The sequence below is a fragment of the Micromonospora sp. DT15 genome (assembly GCF_049841475.1).
GTDB lineage: Bacteria > Actinomycetota > Actinomycetes > Mycobacteriales > Micromonosporaceae > Micromonospora.
On the sequence record NZ_JBNCKJ010000005.1, the window covers coordinates 378,677 to 394,855 of the forward strand.

Below are 16,179 nucleotides of genomic sequence, written 5' to 3' on the forward strand. Positions count from 1 at the left end.
GGGGGTTCCTCCGTGGGGTTTTCTCTCCCCCGAGCCCCCCCGCCCCGGGGGGGGCCGGTCCTGTAAATTCCCCCCGCCGCCCCCACGACGGGACGTGCGGTCAGGAGATGTGGTGCAGGATCACGTTGTGCACGTGGTGGCTCTTCTGCGCGCCACGGAACTCCACCTCGTAGGTGTGCGTGCCGACGTGGATGGCGATGGCGCCGGTGGAGAAGAACGAACCACCCCACGACTTGTTGCTGACCACGCTCACGCTGGTGATCTTCGAGTACGGGATGCTCGTGATCGCGAACCGCTTGCCGACGAACGAGCGGTCCTGGATGATCACGCGCCGGTCGGTCAGCCCGATGAACCCGGTACCGGTGCCGACGGCGTCGTAGACGGCGATGATCTGCTCGCCTTCGAGGAGGCCACTCTCGATCTGCTGGACCTGCTCTTTGCGGTCGTACGCGATGTTCGCCATGTGCCCCAGGTTAGGAAACCGGCGCCAACGCGCCCACCCGGGCGACGACCACGAACTCGCCGTCACCGAGGCCGACGGGCTCGCCGTGCCAGCCCCCGTGAACACGGTCCACGACAAAGCCCGCCCTGGTCAGCGAGGTGCGCAGCTCGGCCTCGGTGCGGAAGCGCAGGCTCGCCGAGCTGAGCAGTTCTTCCCCGTCATCGAAGTGGTAGTGGTGCGTGAAGTCGACCACTCCGCCGCGTACCCCGGTGACAGTGGTCCACGCGCGGACCTCGCCGCCGTCGGGCAGCGTGACCACCCGGTGCGAATCCACCGGGTTCCACCGCTCCCAGCGACGGTCCGCCGGGTCGCGGGCGTCGAACACCAGCCGGCCGCCGGGCACGAGCGCCCGGGCCAGGTCGGCGAGGGTACGCGCCCACTCCGCATCGTCCACGAGGAACTGCGCGACGTGGCTGGTCAGCACCGCCACGTCGAACGCCCGCTCCGGCAGTAGCGCCGAGGTGCCCTCGATCCAGGTCACCTGATCGCCACCCGGTCTGGCGCGGGCGGCGGCCAGGGACGCGCCGGCCGGGTCCACCCCGGTGACGGTGTGGCCGGCAATGGCGAGGGCAACGGTCAGCCGGCCGGTGCCGCAGCCGAGGTCGAGCACCCGGGCGGCCGGGGTCTCGTCGACCACCGCCTGGAAGAAGTCGTCGTCCGGCCCCCACCGGCACTCCGCGTCGTACACCTGGACCAGCCGGTGGTGGCGGAACTCGGCGTGCCTCACCGGGGGTTCGCGTCGGTTGCGGCGCGGACGAACTCGCGTACCCGGGTGGTGGTGTTGCTGGGCAGCCAGACCGGCCCTCGTTCGATCGGTGGCGCGTCGTGGATGGGCACGTACGCCACGTCGGGGCGCGGGTAGTAGCGCCGCGTGTGTTCGCCCACCGGCAGGACTCCCCGGCCCAGCGCGACCAGGGACAGCATCTCGGAGAAGGTGTTCCCGGCGGGCCCCCTCGGCACCGTCCGGCCGGACGGGGTGCGCTCCGGGGTGCGGTCCCGCTTGAATTCCACCGAGGTCACTGTCGGGTACTGCACCACGGGGTGGTCGGCGAGCACCTCCAACGACACCGACCGTTCCCGGGTGAGCGGGTGACCCGCCGCCACCGCGAGCACGCGGTCCTCGCAGAGCAGCACCGGGCCGGTGGCCATGCCGTCGAACGGGTACGAGGCGATCAACACGTCGGTCGAGCCGTCGAGCAGCCCGGACCGGGTGGTCGACAACTGCGCCTCGTGCACCTCCACCCGACAGTCGGGGTGCCGTTCACCGAACAGGGCCACCGCCCGGAGCAACACCGGCGCGGTCCACTCGCCGAGGAACGCCACCCGCAGCGTCCCGGTCACGCCCCGGGCGGCGTCGGTCGCGCGGCGGACGGCCTCGTCCATGCCTGCCACCAGCGGGGCCAACTCGTCGGCGAGCTGTCGGCCGATCGGGGTGAGCCGGACGACCCGACTGGTGCGGGCGAACAGCGGTGCGCCGATCTGGCGCTCCAGCTTCTTCACGATGTGGCTCACCCGGCCGGTGCTGAGGGTCAAACGCTCGGCGGTCCGGCCGAAGTGCAGTTCGTCCGAGAGGGTCAGGAACGTCTCGACCTCGTACCGCTCCAGCACACCAATCCCATCGTTGACCTGTGGGCAACGATCGTAGCGGCATCAGGTCTTGGTCGGCGCACCTCGTCCGGGGATCGTGAACGCGGCAGGGAAGACCGAGCGAAAGGCTCCGACATGAGCATTGACGACTACCTGGCCGGCGTGAGCGCGGTGCGGGTAACCGGTTTCGACCACCTGGTGCTGACCGTCGCCGACGTGGAACGCTCCCTGAGCTTCTACTGCGACCGCCTCGGGCTGGCACCGGTACGGGTCGACGAGTGGCGTGCGGGCACCGTCCCGTTCCCGTCGGTGCGGATCAGCCCCGACAGCATCATCGACCTCGTCCGCGGTGAGCCGCAGGGCGCGAACGTCGACCACTTCTGCCTCGTGGTGGCTCCACTGGAATGGGCGCAGGTGATCGAGTCGGGGGTCTTCACGGTGCTGACCGGGCCGGTCAGCCGGTTCGGCGCCCGCGGTTCGGCGACCTCGATCTACGTACGGGACCCGGACGGCAACTCGGTGGAGCTGCGCTGGTACCCCCAGGACGCCGGGTCGGATGCGGAGACGGTCGTCAGGCCTCGGTGACCGCCCGGTAGGCGTCCTCGATGCGGGCGGCCAACAGCACCTCGCCCTCGGTCAGCGGCTCGCCGCTGCCGTGCCCGACCCGGATCTGGGTGCTGTCGGCCCGGCGGCTGATCTCTGGCCGCAGATGCAGCGCATCCGCGACGACCTTGACCCGTTCAGTTAGTGCGGCGTGTTGGGTATCGTCGATCACGAGCGTCCGTCGGATCTGCTCGCCCTCGCGCGTCCAACCAGATAGCAAGGTCAACGCGTCGGAAAGGTAGTCGTGCTTGGCCCTGCTGTTGAACAGCACGCGCATCACCGCACCCCCCAAGCGCCGTTGCCGGCTTGTGGCCAAATCGTCGCCATCCCGTGTCTTGTCGGTGCCCCCTAGTCTCCCGCTGCTCGGAGGGGGTGTCCACGCCCACACTTCCGTGTCTTGCTGGCCTAGCGGACGGCTACGGTACCCAAACCGCCGATTGATCTGGCACCCTGGACGCCCGTGCGGACCGAACGGGCGAATGATGGCGGGCAGGCCGAACGACGGGACCTGAAGGTGATCGTCGGTGCGGCGATCATCCGGGATGGGCGGGTGCTCGCCTGTGCGCGTTCCGCCCCACCCGAAGTAGCGGGCATGTGGGAGTTTCCGGGCGGAAAGGTCGAGCCGGGGGAGGCCGAGACCGACGCGTTGATCCGGGAGTGCGCCGAGGAGTTGGCCGTACGCGTCGAGATCGGCGCCCGGGTCGGCCGCAACGTACGGATGGCGCACGGCCGCTCGGTGCTCAAGGTGTACGCGGCCCGCCTGCTCGGCGGCGACCAGCCACAGGCGCTGGAACACGAGGCGCTCCGCTGGCTCACGGCCGACGAACTGGACTCGGTCACCTGGCTCCCCGCCGACGCCCCCATCGTGGCCGCCCTCCGCCCCCTCCTCCTGCGCAACCCTCGTTGATCATGAAGTTATTGCCATGACACGCCGCGCAGGAGGGCAATAACTTCATGATCAACGGGGGCCGGGGGTTGGGGGCTGGGGTTGGGAAGTGGGACGGGGGCCGTGGCAGCTGCCACGGCCCCCGTTGTTGTTCAGGTGGTCAGTGCTTGTTGTCCTGCTCCGGGTGAGCGAAGTTGAGGTGCTCCGGAGGCAACGGGAAGGTCACGTCGTCGCCGAACGGCGACGGCGCGGCGGCCCGGTCGAAGGTGAGCTCGGTCAGCGGCAGCTTGCCCCGGTCGTCGACCGCCGGAGCGGTCGGGTGGGGCACCTCCCGGTGCCAGTTGACGCCGCTCTGTGCCTGCGCCTCAGCCCCCGAGTCGTGGGAGCCACCCGCGTGCGAGTGCACCCCACTCCGGGCGGAGCCCGGCGTCGCCGAGCCCTGACGGGCGGTGGTCACGCTGGTCTGGGGCGTCTCGCCCCGACGGAAGATCTTGCTACCAAGCCACACAAGGGGATCGTACCTGCGGTCGACGACCCGTTCCTTCATGGGGATGATCCCGTTGTCGGTGATCTTGATGTGCTCGGGGCAGACCTCGGTGCAGCACTTGGTGATGTTGCAGAAGCCGAGGCCCTGTTCGGCCTGCGCGTACTCCTTGCGGTCGGTCCGGGCGTCCAGCGGGTGCATGTCCAGCTCGGCCGCCCGGATGAAGTACCGCGGACCGGAGAACGCCTGCTTGTTCTCCTCGTGATCGCGGATCACGTGGCAGACCGTCTGGCACAGGAAGCACTCGATGCACTTGCGGAACTCCTGCGAGCGCTCCACATCGACCTGCTGCATCCGGTAGTCGCCCGGCGCCACGTCCGTCGGAGGGGCGAACGCCGGGGTCTCCCGTGCCTTCTCGTAGTTGAACGAGACGTCGGTGACCAGGTCCCGGATGACCGGGAAGGTGCGCAGCGGGGTGACAGTGACGGTCTCGTCGTCGCCGAAGGTCGACATCCGCGTCATACAACCCAGCCGCGGCTTGCCGTTGATCTCCATCGAGCAGGAGCCGCACTTGCCGGCCTTGCAGTTCCACCGGCAGGCCAGGTCGGGCGCATCGGTGGCCTGCAAACGGTGGATGACGTCGAGGACGACCTCGCCCTCGTTCACCTCCACCATGTAGTCCTGGAGGTCGCCGCCGCTCTCGTCGCCCCGCCAGATCCGGAACTGACGCTTCCCGCTCATCGGTTGTCCGCCTCTCCAGCGTCGTCAACGAGGGCGTCGAAGTCGGCGAGCTCCTCGTCGGTGAGGTACTTGGCCAGCTCGGCCCGGTCGAAGAGGCCGATCAGCTCCGACCGCATCTTCGGCAGCGGCTTGCGGGTCAGCTGCACGGTGTCGCCGTCCAGCGCGCAGACCAGGTTGACCTGCCGCCACTTCGGCTCCATCGTCGGATAGTCCTCGCGGGTGTGCCCGCCGCGCGACTCCTGCCGCTCCAGCGCCGCCTTCGCGGTGCACTCCGAAACCACCAGCATGTTGCGCAGGTCCAGGGCCAGGTGCCAGCCCGGGTTGTAGCGTCGGCCGCCGGCCGCGCTCACCTTGGCCACCCGCTCACGCAGCTCGGCGAGCCGGACCAGCGCGTCGGCCAGCTCACCCTCCCGGCGGATGATGCCCACCAGATCCCCCATCACCGCCTGGAGGTCCTGCTGAAGGGTGTACGGGTTCTCGCCGGTGTCCCGTTGCAGCGGCGCGAGGGCGGTCTCCACGGCCGCCTCGACCTCGTTCACGGCCACCTTCGGTCGGGCGGTCAGCCCGTCGGCGTAGCTGGCCGCGTGCCCGCCCGCCCGCTTGCCGAAGACCAGCAGGTCGGACAGGGAGTTACCACCGAGGCGGTTGGAGCCGTGCATGCCACCGGAGACCTCACCGGCGGCGAACAGCCCGCGTACGTGGCCGAAGGCCGCACCCGAATCCGGATCGACCTCGACGCCGCCCATCACGTAGTGGCAGGTCGGGCCGACCTCCATCGGCTCGGCCGTGATGTCGACGTCGGCCAGCTCCTTGAACTGGTGGTACATCGACGGCAGCCGGCGGCGGATCTCGTCGGCGGAACGTCGGCTCGCGATGTCCAGGAAGACGCCACCGGCGGGGGAACCCCGGCCGGCCTTGACCTCGCTGTTGATTGCCCGGGCCACCTCGTCGCGCGGCAGCAGCTCCGGCGGGCGTCGGTTGTTGTCCGGGTCGGTGTACCAGCGGTCCGCCTCCTCCTCGGTCTCCGCGTACTGCTTGCGGAAGACGTCGGGGACGTAGTCGAACATGAACCGCTTGCCGTCGGAGTTCTTCAGAACGCCGCCGTCACCGCGCACCGACTCGGTGACCAGGATGCCCTTCACCGAGGGCGGCCAGACCATGCCGGTCGGGTGGAACTGGAGGAACTCCATGTTGATCAGCGTCGCCCCGGCGCGCAGCGCCAACGCGTGCCCGTCCCCGGTGTACTCCCAGGAGTTCGAGGTGACCTTGTAGGAGCGCCCGACGCCGCCGGTGGCCAGCACGACCGCCGGCGCCTCGAAGAGGATGAACTCGCCCGACTCGCGGTAGTAGCCGAACGCGCCGGCCACCCGGTCACCGTCGAGCAGCAGCTCGGTGATGGTCGTCTCGGAGAACACCCTGATCCGGGCGTCGTACGAGCCGAACTCCCGCTGGTCCTCCTGCTGAAGCGAGACGATCTTCTGCTGGAGGGTGCGGATCAGCTCCAGCCCGGTCCGGTCACCAACGTGCGCCAGGCGCGGGTACTCGTGGCCACCGAAGTTGCGCTGGGAGATCTTGCCGTCCTTGGTGCGGTCGAAGAGCGCACCGTACGTCTCCAGCTCCCAGATCCGCTGCGGCGACTCCTTCGCGTGCAGCTCGGCCATCCGGAAGTTGTTGAGGAACTTGCCACCGCGCATGGTGTCGCGGAAGTGCACCTGCCAGTTGTCCCGGCTGTTCACATTGCCCATCGCGGCGGCGGCGCCGCCCTCGGCCATCACCGTGTGCGCCTTGCCGAACAGCGACTTGGAGATGATCGCGGTCTTCTTGCCGGCCAGCCGGGCCTCGATCGCCGCGCGCAGACCGGCGCCGCCGGCCCCGATGACGACGACGTCGTAGTGGTGTCGTTCGATGCGAGTGGTTGTGGTCATGTCAGGGGCCCTTTAGTTGATGAACCGCAGGTCGGAGAACCAGCCGGCAGCGAGCGCCATGATGTAGAAGTCGGCCAGCGCCAGGGTGCCGAGGGTGATCCAGGCGAGCTGCATGTGCCGGACGTTCAACGCCGAGACGAAGGTCCAGGCCTTGTACCGCACCGGGTGCTTGGAGAAGTGCTTGAGCCGGCCGCCGATGATGTGCCGGCAGGAGTGGCAGGAGATCGTGTACGCCCAGAGCATCACCACGTTGAGCAGCAGGATGATGTTGCCCAGCCCGAAGCCGAAGCCCTTCGGCGAGTGGAAGGCGAGAATCGCGTCCCAGGTGTTGATCAGCGAGATGATCGCGGCGGCGTAGAAGAAGTAGCGGTGCAGGTTCTGCCCGAGCAGCGGGAAACGGGTCTCACCGCCGTACTCCTTGTGCCCGTCCGGGACCGCGCAGGCCGGCGGCGACAGCCAGAACGACCGGTAGTACGCCTTGCGGTAGTAGTAGCAGGTGAGCCGGAACAGCAGCAGGAACGGCAGGGTCAGCGCGGCGTCCGGGATGATCCACCAGCCGGGCAGGAACCGGCCGAAGTGCGAGGCTTCCTCGACACACCGGTCGGTCACGCACGGGGAGTAGAACGGGGTCAGGTAGTGGAACTGGTCCACCCAGTACCACTTGTGCATGAAGACCCGGACCGTCGCGTACGCGACCCAGGCGCTGAGCCCGATCACGGTGATCAGCGGGGCGAACCACCATCGGTCGGTACGCAACGTCTTCGCCGCGATGGCGGCGCGCGCCCGCGCCCCCTTCGGCCTCGTTGCCGTTGAAGTCATTCGAGTCGTCTCCTCGACGGGCCCGTACGGGCGGGCTGGTCTCTCTCCGGTCGGCACGCGGACCGGCGAACCCGCACCCGCTGCCACGTCATGCGCACACCAACGACCACGCCGGATCGACCGACGCAGCTAAGTGACACACGTTACGCCGATCTCCGCGAGCCGTCCGCGCAAGGGAGTGTCCCGTGTGTCTGGCCTGCGGAAAAGCCCTCGACGCGCCGGTTTGGCGCGCGTCGTCGACCATCAGCGAGCGTGGCCGACAGCGTCAGCCGGATGCTCCTCCGGTGAAGTGCCACGACGCCAGCCGCAGCGACGGCGCCGCCCACCAGGCACCGTCCACCCGGTCCGGTTGGCGCACCGCCCGCGCGCCGAGCCCGAGCACCGCCCCCGGCCCGAGCGCCCGCGGGTACGACTCGGTGAACCGCAGGTCACGGACCGCCCGGACGACAGTGCCGTCCTCGATCAGCCAGACGCCGTTGCGGGTCAAGCCGGTGACGACGAGGCTCTTCGGGTCGAGCACCCGGGTGTACCAGAGATCGGTGACCAGCAGCCCTCGGCGTACGCCGGCCACCAACGCGGCGGTGTCCGCGTCGACGACCGCCCCGGCCGCCGCGCCGGTGGTGCTCCGGCCCACCGCACTGGCCGGACCCGCCACCGCGCCGGTCAACCGCAGGTTGCGGGGCATCGGGCCCCAGGTGGCACCCCCCGCGACCGCGTGCCCGGTGGACTCCGCGCCCGCCTCGGCGGCGGTCCGGCGATCGTGCGCCACCGCCCGGGTGGTGCCCGCCTCGACGAGCGTCAGCGCCCGTCGGCCGGTGCCCTCCGCGTCGAACGGCAACCCGGACCCGCCCAGCGGTTCGTCCACCACTGTCACCGCCCTGTCGAACTGGGCTGCGCCCGGCTCGGCGAACGACTGCCGCTCGGCGTACCGCTTGCCGTTGAAGCCGAAGAACGACAGGTTCTGCAGGAGGTCCGCCACCGCAGCCGGCTCGAACACCACCTCGTAGTGCCCCGGCGGCAGCTCGACCGGGTCGGCCGCCGCCCGCACCTTCGCGGCCGCCTGCGCGCCCAACTCGGCGCCGTCGAGGTCGGACAGCCGGTCGGCGCTGCGCCGGGCCACCCCGTCGGCGCCGTCGAGGCGGGCGATGCCGTCCATCGCCGCCTCCACCGAGCGGCCGTACGCCGAGTGCCCGGCCGAGTTGGCGAACGCCGACGAGCGGTGCGCGGTGCGGCAGTAACCGGCGGTGCTGAGGCCACCGGCGGCGGCCACGAACGCCCGCACCCGATCGGCCCGTTGATCCGGCTCAGCGTGCGCGGTGGCCTCGTCGACGGGCGGGGCGTCCGGCGTGGGCGTGGGCGGGGTCAGCCCCGGCCAACCCGGGTCGGGCGGGCAGAGCCGCGCCGCGGCCAGGGTGCGCTCCACCAGACCGGACAGCCCGTCGGCGGTGACCACGCTGCCGCCACCGGCAGCCGTCCGACCGTCGACGTGCACCCGCAGCCGGACCCCGACGGTGGACTCGGAGACGTTCTGGTGGATGCCCGAGTTGGCGAACCGGGTCAGCGCCAGGTCCGCCCGCGTCACCACCGCCTCGGCCTGCGCGGCCGGCCCGCCAAGACGCCGAACCAGCTCCACCACCTGCCCCGCCAGCTCCAACTCCGTCTGCCCACTCATGCCGAGCCACCTTTCGTTCGCGACTGCGGGGCTCGCAAACCCGGCTCACTCCTCGCGCTCACGCTGAGCCACCTTTCGTTCGCGACTGCGGGGCTCGCAAACCCGGCTCACTCCTCGCGCTCACGCTGAAACCCCCACGCGGACGTTGCGGAACCGGGCCGGCGCGGCCGGGTGGCCGGTGTGCCCGATCTGGCCGGGCTGGCCCTTACCGCAGTTGGGCGTGCCCCAGGAGACCGTCTCGCTGGAGAGCATGTCCATCGAGCGCCAGAACAGGGGGCCGATCCCGGTGTACGTGGGGTTGCGCAGCATCCGCCCCCGCCGCCCCTTCTTGATCTCCCAGCCGACCTCGCAGCCGAACTGGAAGTTGAGCCGCTTGTCGTCGATCGACCAGGACCGGTTGAGGTCCATCAACACGCCGTCGTCGGTGGCCGCGATGATCTCCTCCAGCGTGTGCGGGCCGGGTTCCAGGCCGACGTTGGTCATCCGCACCATCGGCAGCCGGGCCCACCCGTCGGCCCGTACGCTGCCGCCGTAGTCGAGGCTCGCCATGGCTGCGGAGTCCCGGCCGGCGAGCACACCCACCCAGCGACCGTCCCGGACCGCGTCCCGTTTGACCGCCGGGGAGCCCTCGTCGTCGAAACCGAAGCTGCCCAGCGCACCCGGGATCGTCGGGTCGATGGTGATGTTCATCAGCTCCGAGCCGTAACGCAGCGAGCCGAGCTGGGCCAGGTCCAGCCAGGACGTGCCGGCGAAGGCCGCCTCCCAGCCGAGGATCCGGTCCAGTTCGATGGCGTGCCCGACCGACTCGTGGATCTGCAGGGCCAACTGCTCGCCGCCGAGGATCAGGTCTGTCTCGCCGGCCGGGCAGGCCGGCGCGGTGAGCAGCGCCCGGGACTCCTCGGCGATCTGCGCGGCGTGCGCGGCCAGGTCCAGCGACTCGACCAGCTCCCACCCGGTGGTGCCGTACTGGCCGCGGTAGCTCGGCCAGGAGCGGCGCTGCGTCTCGCCGTCGCCGATCGAGGTGGCCGAGATGCCGCCGCCGCACTCGCGGATGCGCTGGTCGATCCGGTGGCCCTCGCTGGAGACGAACCACTTCGCGGTGTCCCAGATCTGGTAGAGGCCCTCGGCCAGGTCCGCGCCGTGCTCGGCCATCGTGCGGGTCGCGTCGACCAGCAGATCGCCCTTGTCGGACAGCGGCACCCCGAGCGGGTCGATCTGGCAGCCGGAGGCCCAGCTCGCGGTGACAGCCTGGACCGGTACCAGGTCGACCGCAGGGCCCGGGACCCGCGCGCTCGCCATGGCGGTCCGCGTCGCGCGCCGGCCGGCGTCGCGGGCGGCGGCGTCCGACAGATCGGGTACGGCGTGGAAGCCCCAACTGGCCCCGACCAGCGCTCTGACCCCGAGCCCGATGCTCTCGTCCTGGGTCAGTTCCTCCACGTCACCGTTGCGCGCGGTCATCGACTCGTAGCGGCGGTGCATCACCCGGGCGTCGGCGTACCGGGCGCCCGCGTCGAGGGCGGCCTGGACGGCGGCGGCGGCCGCGTCGAACTCGGTCATGGACCGACCCTAGGCCAGCGGACCGACACCCGTCAGGGGAGCAGTTCCTCCGGCCGGATGGTGGCCTTCACCGGCTCAGTCAGCTCCAACACCTCTCCGGTCCTGGTGGCCGACCGCTCTACGTAGTGGGCCCCCTGTAGCTGGTAGAGGTTCACGCTCAGGCTTTCTTGCTCAACGAGCAGATACCACTCGATCCCGGCTGTGGCGTACAGGTGCGGCTTCAGCACCCGGTCGATGGTGGCGGTGTGTGGTGCGGTGACCTCCCCGACCAGCAGGACCGGGTCCGCCGGCACGCAGTCGGCCGTGAGATCCAGCTCTGCCGTCACCACAAGGTCGGGATTGAGGATCCGCGTGCCGTTCAGTCGTAGGTTGATCACCGGGAGCAGAGTGCGATTCGTCGCCGCGCAGCCGGGTTCCAACGCGGCCGTCAGACCATGGACGATCACCTGGTGTCGGACGGACGGCGGTGGTCCGATGAGCAGGCTGCCGTCGAGGAGTTCGATCCGCTGGGCTGTCTCACCGAGGGCGAGGTAGTCCGACTCGGTCCATGGCAGCGCCTGGCCAAGAATGCTGGCGGGATTCACCAGCCCAGTGCAGCTCATTCCGGATCGCCCAGGTCGCACCTGACGTGCGAGCACGGGATGGAATGCCCGGTCAGAAGGGGTAACCGTCAAGGTTGAGTCGCCAAAGATCGCGCTCTGTGCAGATGTAGGCGTTCCCGGCGCTCCGCGGAGGCAAGATCGCGCAACATCCTGGTTGTAGCGGTGTCCGCGCGTCGGCGATGCCACTGAATCCTGGTTCGAGCGTGACCTTGGCGGCGATGGGTGCACCAAACCCTGCTCCTGCTCTCCGGGGCGGTGGTTCGTCGTCAAGATCCGCGCAGTATCGGAGATGTTGCTGCCTCCTCGCGTGTCGGAGGCAGCAACATCGGGGAAGTTGCGTAGATCTTGGCGCGGGGCGCGGGGCGCGGGGCGCGGGGCGCGAGATGAACGGGTGTGGATGGCGAGGTGACGGGGGTGCGGGGCCGATGCCGACTCGTTACGCTCGGGCCCGCTGACACGTGCCGACTTTGTAGCTTATTTTCACCCTCGGGACTTTGCTGTAAGTTCTCTTCGTCACTGAGGGAGGTGGCCGTGGACAGCTCGGAACCCTCGCCGTCCGGGGACCCGGACGACCGTCCCGCCGTGCCGGCGCAGCGCTCCGACCAGGACGCCTACCTGCGGGTGCGTGATCTTCGGGTCCGGTTCGACACCGAGGACGGCGTGGTGCGCGCTGTCGACGGGGTGTCGTTCGCCGTCGAGCGGGGCCGCACCCTCGGCATCGTGGGTGAGTCCGGCTCCGGCAAGAGCGTCACCTCGCTGGCGATCCTCGGCCTGCACGACCCGAAACGGACCACCATCACGGGGGAGATCTCCGTGGGTGGCCGGCAGGTGGTCGGCCTCGCCGACGAGGAGGTACGCCGGCTGCGCGGCCGGGACATGGCGATGATCTTCCAGGATCCCCTGTCGGCTCTGCACCCGTACTACACGGTGGGCCGGCAGATCGCCGAGGCGTACCGGGTGCACCACCCGAAGGTCAACCGGCGCGAGGCCCGCCAGCGTGCTGTCGACATGCTGGACCGGGTCGGCATCCCGCAGCCGGCGCGTCGCTTCGACCAGTACGCCCACGAGTTCTCCGGCGGCATGCGCCAGCGGGCGATGATCGCGATGTCCCTGGTCAACGACCCGGCGCTGCTGATCGCCGACGAGCCGACCACCGCGTTGGACGTCACAGTGCAGGCGCAGATCCTGGACCTGCTCGCCGACCTCCAGGCCGAGTTCCACTCCGCGATCATCCTGATCACCCACGACCTCGGTGTGGTCGGCCAGGTCGCCGACGACGTGCTGGTCATGTACGGCGGGCGGGCCGTCGAGCGGGGCAGCGTCGAGCAGGTGCTCCGTGCGCCGCAGCATCCGTACACCTGGGGGTTGCTCTCCAGCGTGCCGTCGCTGCACGGCGACGCGGACGCGGACCTGGTGCCCATCCCCGGCAACCCGCCCAGCCTGATCAACCTGCCGTCGGGCTGCGCGTTCCACCCACGCTGCCGGTACGCGGACCGCGCCGGCAGCCGCTCCCGCACCGAGGTGCCCGAGCTGCGCCCAGCCGGGGCCGATGGCCACCTGGTCGCCTGTCACCTGAGCGCGGAGGAGCGCGCCGCGTTCTACGCCGAGGACATCGCACGAGTGGGGGTGGCTGTGTGAGGGCGAGGAACGTAGCGCAGCGGAGTACCGCAGTCCCGAACGGAGGACTGTGGAGATGACCGATGAACCACTGCTGCGCGTACGCGGCCTGAGCAAGCACTTCCCGGTACGCCAGGGGCTGCGCTCCACCGGTCTGGTGCGGGCGGTCGACGGGCTCGACTTCGACGTGCGCCCGGGCGAGACGCTCGGCCTGGTGGGGGAGTCGGGCTGCGGCAAGACCACCACCGGTCGGATGCTGGTGCGGCTGCTGGAACCGACGAGCGGCAGCATCGAGTTCGACGGGCGGGACATCACGCATGCCGGCCGCCGGGAGTTGCGCCCACTGCGCCAGGAACTCCAGATCATCTTCCAGGACCCGTACGCCTCGCTGAACCCTCGACACACGGTGGGCCGGATCGTGGCGATGCCGCTACAGGTCAACGGAATCAAGCCGCCGGGTGGCATCAAGGCCCGGGTGCAGGAGTTGCTGGAGCTGGTCGGGCTGAACCCGGAGCACTACAACCGGTACCCGCACGAGTTCTCCGGTGGTCAACGCCAGCGCATCGGCATCGCCCGCGCGCTGGCCCTGCGGCCGAAGCTGATCGTCGCTGACGAGCCGGTGAGCGCGCTGGACGTCTCGATCCAGGCGCAGGTCGTCAATCTGCTGCGCGACCTGCAACGCGAGCTTGGCCTGGCCTTCGTGTTCATCGCGCACGACCTGGCCGTGGTCCGGCACTTCTGCCAGCGGGTCGCGGTCATGTACCTGGGGCGGATCGTGGAGATCGGCGACCGGGCGGACATCTACGAGCGCCCACAGCACCCGTACACCCGGGCCTTGCTCTCGGCGATCCCGGACATCACCCAGCTCGGCCCGGCGGGGCGGATCCGGCTGACCGGTGACGTACCCACCCCGCTGGACCCGCCGTCGGGTTGTCGGTTCCGCACCCGGTGCTGGAAGGCGCAGGACATCTGCGCCACCGAGGAGCCCGCGCTGATCCCGCGCGACGGCGGCAACCAGGCCACCGCGTGTCACTTCCCCGAAGGGGCGGGGTCGATCACCCAGGTCGTCGAGGAGGTGTCGTCGTGAGCCTGTCCCCGGTGGAGGGTGTGGCGCTGGCCGAGATCGAGTCCGGTGGCGACGAGGGCGGAGCCGCGACCACTGGCGTCGTGGGCCGTTCGCCCGGTCAGCTCGCCTGGCTGCGGCTGCGCCGCGACCGGACGGCGGTGATCAGCGGCGTACTCCTGGTCTTCTTCCTGTTGTTGGGGTTGGCCGCTCCGCTGATCGAGATGGTCTACGGGATCGGCCCGCGGGAGCAGTTCCAGAACATGCTGGACGGCTTCGGCATGCCGCTGGGGTACGCCGGCGGGGTCAGTGGCGAGCACTGGTTCGGTCTGGAGCCGGGGCTGGGTCGGGACATCTTCATCCGGCTGGTCTACGGGCTGCGGACCTCGCTGTTCATCGCGTTCGCGGCGGCCCTGATCACCGCGACGATCGGGATCGTGCTGGGGGCGCTCGCCGGCTACCTCGGCGGCTGGCTCGACGCGGTGATCAACTGGATCACCGACCTGACCCTGGCCATGCCCTTCCTGATCATCGCGCTGGCACTCACGCCCACCATCACGCTGCGCTTCTACGGTGAGCGGGGGCAGGTGTCGTCCGCCTTCGGGGTGGGCGTGCTGATCGCCGTCTTCGCCATCTTCGGCTGGACCAGCACGGCCCGGCTGGTTCGCGGGCAGGTGATCGCGCTGCGCGAGCGGGAGTTCGTGGAGGCGGCCCGGGCCAGCGGGGCCGGGTTGGGGCACATGCTCTTCCGGCAGTTGCTGCCGAACATCTGGGCGCCGATCCTGGTGTCCTTCTCCCTGGCGGTGCCGCAGTTCATCACCAGCGAGGCGGCGCTGTCGTTCATCGGCGTCGGCCTCAGCGACGAGACGCCGAGCTTCGGCCGAATGATCTACCGCAGTCTGGACTTCCTTCAGACCGACCCGGCGTACGTGTTCTTTCCGGGCATCACGATCTTCGCGCTGGTGTTCGCCTTCAACCTCTTCGGCGACGCGTTGCGGGACGCGCTCGACCCGAAGTCGTCCCGGTAGGGGTCAAAATCATGGCGCGATTTCTGCTCAAGCGACTCTTCTCCGCCACGCTGACCCTCTTCGCGGTGAGTGTGTTGACCTTCCTGATGTTCTTCGCTCTTCCGCGCGACCCGGTCAGCAGCATCTGCTCCAAGAACTGCAACCCGGAGCGGCTGGAGCGGGTCCGCGACGACCTGGGCCTGAACGATCCGCTGATCAGCCAGTACGCCGGTTACATGAAGGGCATCGTGACCGGTCGGGACCTGGGCAGCGCCCAGGGCGGCCGGTGCGACGCACCCTGCCTGGGCTGGTCGTACGTCACCAACGAGGCAGTCTCGGACACCATCGCCCGGGTGCTGCCGGTGACGCTGAGCATCGTGATCCCGGCGGCCATCCTCTGGTTGCTGCTCGGCGTGGGGCTCGGCATGGTGTCCGCGCTGCGTCGGGGCACCTGGCTGGACCGGCTGGCCATCGGCTTCTCGCTGACCGGCGCCTCGTTGCAGCTGTACTTCGTGGGCGCGGTGCTGCTGCTGGTGTTCGTCTACAACCTGCGGCTGTTGCCGGTGCCCAGCTACACCTCGATATTCGACAACCCGGCGAAGTGGGCCAGCGGGCTGGTGCTGGCCTGGGTGGCGCTGGCCTTCCTCTTCTCGGCGATCTACGCACGGCTGTCCCGCGCGCAGATGTTGGAGACGCTGTCCGAGGACTTCGTCCGGACCGCGCGGGCCAAGGGCCTGGCCAAACCCACTGTGTACGGGCGACACGCGCTGCGCGCGGCGATCACTCCGGTGGTGACCATCGCCGGGCTGGACGTGGGCGGGGCGCTGGGCGGGACGGTGATCACCGAGACGACGTTCGGCATCCAGGGGTTGGGGCGTACGGCGGTGGACGCGGTGCGCTCGGGTGACCTGCCCACCATCATGGCCACCGTGCTGATCGCCGCGGTCTTCGTGGTGTTGGCGAACGTACTGGTGGACCTGCTCTACGCGGCCATCGACCCACGGGTGCGGCTGCGCTGAGCCATCGGTGACCAGCGCGCGGCCGGTGGCGAAAGTTATCGACAACTGTTACACAACTCGTAGGTTTTCTTCCTTACGATCCTCGGGACGTCGGC

The 16,179-nt window shown here is 69.8% G+C and carries 16 protein-coding genes; 6 read left to right on the plus strand and 10 right to left on the minus strand.

From position 1 onward, the window contains the following. Positions 1-100 precede the first annotated feature (100 nt). From ACLQ3F_RS14260 to ACLQ3F_RS14270, 3 genes are read right to left on the minus strand one after another with little or no spacing between them, the layout of a single operon-like run. On the minus strand, positions 101-463 hold the full coding sequence (locus ACLQ3F_RS14260) for a PH domain-containing protein (RefSeq protein ID WP_030337500.1): 363 nt from the start codon (positions 461-463) through the stop codon (positions 101-103). 10 nt (positions 464-473) lie between these two features. Then, the gene (locus ACLQ3F_RS14265) at positions 474-1,229 is read right to left on the minus strand and encodes a class I SAM-dependent methyltransferase (RefSeq protein WP_425849162.1); all 756 of its coding nucleotides are present in this window, start codon (positions 1,227-1,229) and stop codon (positions 474-476) included. Then, complete coding sequence (locus ACLQ3F_RS14270) at positions 1,226-2,110, minus strand: LysR family transcriptional regulator (protein WP_425849165.1); 885 nt, start codon at positions 2,108-2,110, stop codon at positions 1,226-1,228. The genes ACLQ3F_RS14265 and ACLQ3F_RS14270 overlap by 4 nt, the downstream gene beginning before the upstream one ends. Positions 2,111-2,224: 114 nt before the next feature. Between ACLQ3F_RS14270 and ACLQ3F_RS14275 the strand changes: the two genes are divergently transcribed. Further along, positions 2,225-2,674, plus strand: a complete 450-nt coding sequence (locus ACLQ3F_RS14275; RefSeq protein WP_355010146.1) for a VOC family protein — start codon at positions 2,225-2,227, stop codon at positions 2,672-2,674. Here ACLQ3F_RS14275 and ACLQ3F_RS14280 read toward each other — a convergent pair. Continuing rightward, entirely contained in the window at positions 2,661-2,969 is a 309-nt protein-coding gene (locus ACLQ3F_RS14280) for a 4a-hydroxytetrahydrobiopterin dehydratase (RefSeq protein ID WP_112604995.1), read from the minus strand. The genes ACLQ3F_RS14275 and ACLQ3F_RS14280 overlap by 14 nt on opposite strands. Before the next feature lie 183 nt (positions 2,970-3,152). Here ACLQ3F_RS14280 and ACLQ3F_RS14285 point away from each other — a divergent pair, with 183 nt between their 5' ends. After that, positions 3,153-3,599 carry a (deoxy)nucleoside triphosphate pyrophosphohydrolase gene (locus ACLQ3F_RS14285; RefSeq protein ID WP_355010145.1) on the plus strand — a complete coding sequence of 149 codons (447 nt, stop codon included), beginning with the start codon at positions 3,153-3,155 and terminating at the stop codon, positions 3,597-3,599. Positions 3,600-3,738: 139 nt separating this feature from the next. Here the strand turns inward: ACLQ3F_RS14285 and ACLQ3F_RS14290 are convergent, their stop codons facing one another. From ACLQ3F_RS14290 to ACLQ3F_RS14315, 6 genes are all read right to left on the minus strand, one after another. Then, positions 3,739-4,803: a succinate dehydrogenase/fumarate reductase iron-sulfur subunit gene (locus ACLQ3F_RS14290; RefSeq protein ID WP_425849170.1), complete on the minus strand. Its 1,065-nt coding sequence runs from the start codon at positions 4,801-4,803 to the stop codon at positions 3,739-3,741. Further along, complete coding sequence (locus ACLQ3F_RS14295; protein WP_357207963.1) at positions 4,800-6,728, minus strand: fumarate reductase/succinate dehydrogenase flavoprotein subunit; 1,929 nt, start codon at positions 6,726-6,728, stop codon at positions 4,800-4,802. Before ACLQ3F_RS14295 ends, ACLQ3F_RS14290 begins: the two co-directional genes overlap by 4 nt. A 12-nt stretch (positions 6,729-6,740) precedes the next feature. Next, positions 6,741-7,547 (minus strand): hypothetical protein, encoded by an 807-nt coding sequence (locus ACLQ3F_RS14300; RefSeq protein WP_124859396.1) that lies wholly within the window; start codon positions 7,545-7,547, stop codon positions 6,741-6,743. 265 nt (positions 7,548-7,812) lie between these two features. Further along, positions 7,813-9,219 carry a TldD/PmbA family protein gene (locus ACLQ3F_RS14305; protein ID WP_425849174.1) on the minus strand — a complete coding sequence of 469 codons (1,407 nt, stop codon included), beginning with the start codon at positions 9,217-9,219 and terminating at the stop codon, positions 7,813-7,815. Between the two features lie 120 nt (positions 9,220-9,339). Beyond that, on the minus strand, positions 9,340-10,776 hold the full coding sequence (locus ACLQ3F_RS14310) for a TldD/PmbA family protein (protein ID WP_425849176.1): 1,437 nt from the start codon (positions 10,774-10,776) through the stop codon (positions 9,340-9,342). Between the two features lie 32 nt (positions 10,777-10,808). Then, entirely contained in the window at positions 10,809-11,360 is a 552-nt protein-coding gene (locus ACLQ3F_RS14315) for a Uma2 family endonuclease (protein WP_425849178.1), read from the minus strand. A 600-nt stretch (positions 11,361-11,960) separates the two neighbouring features. Here ACLQ3F_RS14315 and ACLQ3F_RS14320 point away from each other — a divergent pair. The 4 genes from ACLQ3F_RS14320 to ACLQ3F_RS14335 are packed head-to-tail and all read left to right on the plus strand — an operon-like array spanning position 11,961 to position 16,084. Further along, on the plus strand, positions 11,961-13,016 hold the full coding sequence (locus ACLQ3F_RS14320; protein WP_425849306.1) for an ABC transporter ATP-binding protein: 1,056 nt from the start codon (positions 11,961-11,963) through the stop codon (positions 13,014-13,016). Positions 13,017-13,071: 55 nt separating this feature from the next. After that, positions 13,072-14,082: an ABC transporter ATP-binding protein gene (locus ACLQ3F_RS14325; protein ID WP_425849181.1), complete on the plus strand. Its 1,011-nt coding sequence runs from the start codon at positions 13,072-13,074 to the stop codon at positions 14,080-14,082. Beyond that, entirely contained in the window at positions 14,079-15,086 is a 1,008-nt protein-coding gene (locus ACLQ3F_RS14330; protein ID WP_425849184.1) for an ABC transporter permease, read from the plus strand. Before ACLQ3F_RS14325 ends, ACLQ3F_RS14330 begins: the two co-directional genes overlap by 4 nt. 11 nt (positions 15,087-15,097) lie before the next feature. Beyond that, positions 15,098-16,084, plus strand: coding sequence for an ABC transporter permease (locus ACLQ3F_RS14335; protein WP_112604983.1), 987 nt, complete (start codon positions 15,098-15,100; stop codon positions 16,082-16,084). The last annotated feature ends 95 nt before the right edge of the window (positions 16,085-16,179 follow it).

What these genes read in the sequence shown, in the direction of transcription:
- ACLQ3F_RS14260 (WP_030337500.1), bottom strand. Translation starts at nt 463, where the DNA reads ATGGCGAACATCGCGTACGACCGCAAAGAGCAGGTCCAGCAGATCGAG.
- ACLQ3F_RS14275 (WP_355010146.1), top strand. Translation starts at nt 2,225, where the DNA reads ATGAGCATTGACGACTACCTGGCCGGCGTGAGCGCGGTGCGGGTAACC.
- ACLQ3F_RS14280 (WP_112604995.1), bottom strand. Translation starts at nt 2,969, where the DNA reads ATGCGCGTGCTGTTCAACAGCAGGGCCAAGCACGACTACCTTTCCGAC.
- ACLQ3F_RS14290 (WP_425849170.1), bottom strand. Translation starts at nt 4,803, where the DNA reads ATGAGCGGGAAGCGTCAGTTCCGGATCTGGCGGGGCGACGAGAGCGGC.
- ACLQ3F_RS14295 (WP_357207963.1), bottom strand. Translation starts at nt 6,728, where the DNA reads ATGACCACAACCACTCGCATCGAACGACACCACTACGACGTCGTCGTC.
- ACLQ3F_RS14300 (WP_124859396.1), bottom strand. Translation starts at nt 7,547, where the DNA reads ATGACTTCAACGGCAACGAGGCCGAAGGGGGCGCGGGCGCGCGCCGCC.
- ACLQ3F_RS14305 (WP_425849174.1), bottom strand. Translation starts at nt 9,219, where the DNA reads ATGAGTGGGCAGACGGAGTTGGAGCTGGCGGGGCAGGTGGTGGAGCTG.
- ACLQ3F_RS14310 (WP_425849176.1), bottom strand. Translation starts at nt 10,776, where the DNA reads ATGACCGAGTTCGACGCGGCCGCCGCCGCCGTCCAGGCCGCCCTCGAC.
- ACLQ3F_RS14325 (WP_425849181.1), top strand. Translation starts at nt 13,072, where the DNA reads ATGACCGATGAACCACTGCTGCGCGTACGCGGCCTGAGCAAGCACTTC.
- ACLQ3F_RS14335 (WP_112604983.1), top strand. Translation starts at nt 15,098, where the DNA reads ATGGCGCGATTTCTGCTCAAGCGACTCTTCTCCGCCACGCTGACCCTC.